The following is a 3,045-nucleotide window of genomic DNA, read 5'->3' as shown; positions in this document are numbered from 1 at the left end:
CTCACCTTCTCCTCCACCAGCTTGCGAATGCGGCGGCTCTGTCCATCATAGGCAAAGGTCAGCCGCAGGTCAGGCGCTCCGCCTGACAGGGCCGCGGCCTGCGTGGTTATTTCCTTCAACCGGTTCTCCCCGTCCCAAGCATACAGCCAGCGGCCATCCGCCGCAAGATTGCCGTCGGCGTCGTACTGAGGGGTCTCTACTGCGGGCGGCACATAGGTATGCTTGGGTACCGTCACCGTCGAACTGCCGCCGGTGGCCACCAAGGTCGCGTCGGCCCAGGTGGGGCCAGTGCCAGACACTTCCTGGCGAGCCCAGAAGTGCGGCACCACCCGGTTGGCTGCGGTGCCGTTGAGAGTGATGCCCACCGTTGCCGCTGCCGGAGCACTGCCTGTCACGAAGAATGCACGGGGGTTCTCAATCTCCGTGTACTGGTTCAGAGCATTGACCTCATAGGCCACTTCCTCACTGCCCACCGGGCTGGACTCCTGGCCATCACCCCCAAAGCGGAGGCGGTCCGGTTGCCAATGTCATCGTAACTGTAGGAGGTATCCCAACCGCCAAGCGGGAAGGCCGCGCCGGTGCTCACGTTGGTGACGGTGCGCTTGCGGGCGCCGGTCACCTGGCCGCGGCTATCAAAGGCATAGGTCCAGTGCGAATCTGGCCGGAGGTGATAGCCGCCCGTGTAGTTGTCGTACTGGTCAATCTTGAGGCCGTTGCGCTTGCAGCGCTCGCGGAGCAGCCCCAGAGCCTCCTTGCTTCCACCATGCATGGACCGGCGGCCACCGTTCAGGTAGAGGTGCAGAGACATAGCCAGACAAGTCGCGTGTCTAACCCGGTTCGTGTGCAAGAGGCAGGTTGAAAAACACCGCTTGACCCTCCCCAACGGTTGCCGGGGACAAACACTGGATGGTGGCGGGACCGTGTGTTGACGCGTTCGGATGGTAAGAGAGCATTGCCCATAAAGCCTCTGCTCACGAGACGCTTGTTTTGGTGCTTATTTTTCGGGAAGCAGTCTGTTGGCACGGCCTGCTATGGGTTGTCACTTTTCGGTGGTATAATGGCCTCAATTTCCCCTTTAGAGTCCACTATGTTAACAGTGTAACCAGCTGCCCCTCTCGTCACGGGGGATACGACACCTTTAAACGCATCCTCTCGCGTAAATACAGATTTAATCACAGGCCCAATCTTAAACATTTCATCAACTGGCACCTTACTCATCCCAATCGGGAAAAGCATGTCATTTGTTATTGAAACATTCTTCATGTACAAAACTCTCCCAGTCGCCGCAACTTCAGATTCATTCGATGCAACACATACAATATATTCTCCCGCCGTCAGAAAGTACGCCCCAAAATTCTTAGTCACCCCTTCCTTTTTGCTCAACGAAGTAATGTAGTAAAAAAAGGGATCCAGAGTCTTCCCATCCGATAGATGCCTATAGATGATCACCATCTTATCGACCTCGGGACAATGCTCATCTTCAATTTGGAGTTGAAATAGCCCTGCGACTGCAGGAAAAACGACCCGAATCACCTCTTGCTTCCCCGAAACGTCAACCTTTGCGTAGTGCCCAAAGCGAGAGGAGGAACTTCCTTCAAACAACGTCAGCAAACATGACCCTGCAATCTCCTGAGGCAGCACATAACGATATCTGTTTTCGACCGTCCCCCGCACCTCTACACCCGAAATCCAATACATATTTTTGGAATCGATTGGAACCACCTGCAATGCTGGTTGGCGGAATGGCACCGGCCAGTCAACTTCGACCTCCGTGGCGTGAAGCAATCCATAAAAACACAATACAGCTGGAACTAGTGACCACAATCTCATGGCTTTATAATTTCCTTTCCAGGATATTCTACCGTCGCCCCCGACATAGGCAGTTTTTTCAGGAACAACGACGCCTGAGGGTGTCTCAGGACAGCTTCGGTGTAAGTGGGCAATGTCGCCTCATTGTTCCACGAGTTGGCCGCGTCATCATTTGCAGCCTCAAATTTTACAATTATCTTGCTGCATTTACAACATATATCGTTTTTGCATTTGTCAGACAGATTCTTTCCCATCGTTTGCGCGGCTTCCCAGCTTTGCGATAGGTAGGTAAAATAGGCGATCGCATCTTCACCATATCCGCCATTGGAAAAACTCTTACCATCCAAGCCCTCCGGCGCCACATCGGTGGCTGACCATGCAAAGCCCACTCCCCCCAGCGGGCTGTCCTTAACACCGTCAATCCAAAGACCTTCTTTGACGTCCTGATTTTTGTAGTTGCACGAAAGGATGGCCAACCTTCCATAAAATCTTGGGAAGACCTCATATCCCATCTCGTATAGTCCAGTGGACCATTGATTCCCCGAAGATTCTATTACGAGGTCAATAGCACTTTTGAACCATTTTTGGGCATACGTCGAGGCTCCCTTGGGGCCATGCATTTGTCGAAGCAGCACTATGCAGTTGGGTGCCTTGTCGAGAACCTTAATATCGGCCCCTGATAGTCCCAAAATGTCCCACTGATTTGGCGTATTATTTTTGAGCATGCCCTGAAGATTCACGCCGCCCTTTTCCCCAATCGGATCCCGATTGATCCACCGCCCCCGCACCGCGTCATAATAGCGGTACCCGTAGTAGCTCAACCCCGTCTCCGCATCGGTGTACTTCGCGCTGAACCGGAATGGGTTCAAGTCTTCCTCAGGCTCGCTCACCCGCAGCGGCTTGCCGAAGGGATCGTATTCATAGAACGCCCGCAGGCCATTTTCGGTAGTCAACCCGATGACGTTGCCGTTCAGGTCGCCGGTTACCCAGTAGTCCTTGGAAGGCACCGCACCATGCTCATGGCGGGTGATGGCGAGAAGACCGCCCACTCCCCCGGCGCCCTGCAAACTGCCGCTGAGATCCTGACCCCACAGGTAGGTCCGGCGCAGGAACGGACGAGGAGCGACACTGGTTGCTGGAGGGGCATCCGGAGCCGTGCCCAGATACCCCACCTCCGCCACGAGGTTCCACCCATCGTACACAAACCGTGTATCTGTGCGGGTTACCCACGATCCG

At 54.7% G+C, this 3,045-nt stretch carries 4 protein-coding genes; all 4 read right to left on the bottom strand.

The genetic code is table 11. The features are described from left to right. The coding region (locus tag BV106_RS20530) for a hypothetical protein (protein WP_038167733.1) at window positions 1-473 on the bottom strand (473 nt) is incomplete at its 3' end. Then, a complete protein-coding gene (locus BV106_RS20525) occupies window positions 434-808 on the bottom strand; it encodes a hypothetical protein (protein WP_038167731.1) in 375 nt (124 codons plus the stop codon). The genes BV106_RS20525 and BV106_RS20530, both read right to left, overlap by 40 nt. Window positions 809-1,029: 221 nt before the next feature. Further along, window positions 1,030-1,830, bottom strand: a complete 801-nt coding sequence (locus tag BV106_RS20520) for a hypothetical protein (protein ID WP_265595899.1) — start codon at window positions 1,828-1,830, stop codon at window positions 1,030-1,032. After that, window positions 1,827-3,045: RHS repeat-associated core domain-containing protein (locus tag BV106_RS20515; protein WP_038167727.1), on the bottom strand; the 1,219-nt coding region annotated here is incomplete at its 5' end. The genes BV106_RS20515 and BV106_RS20520, both read right to left, overlap by 4 nt.

It is taken from the genome of Verrucomicrobium sp. BvORR106 (genome assembly GCF_000739655.1).
Taxonomy (GTDB): Bacteria; Verrucomicrobiota; Verrucomicrobiia; order Verrucomicrobiales; family Verrucomicrobiaceae; genus Verrucomicrobium.
This window is presented reverse-complemented; position numbering and strand designations above follow the sequence as displayed.

Bases quoted from the DNA above. Each gene is read 5' to 3' on its own strand.
- BV106_RS20525 (WP_038167731.1), bottom strand. From the start codon at position 808: ATGTCTCTGCACCTCTACCTGAACGGTGGCCGCCGGTCCATGCATGGT.
- BV106_RS20520 (WP_265595899.1), bottom strand. From the start codon at position 1,830: ATGAGATTGTGGTCACTAGTTCCAGCTGTATTGTGTTTTTATGGATTG.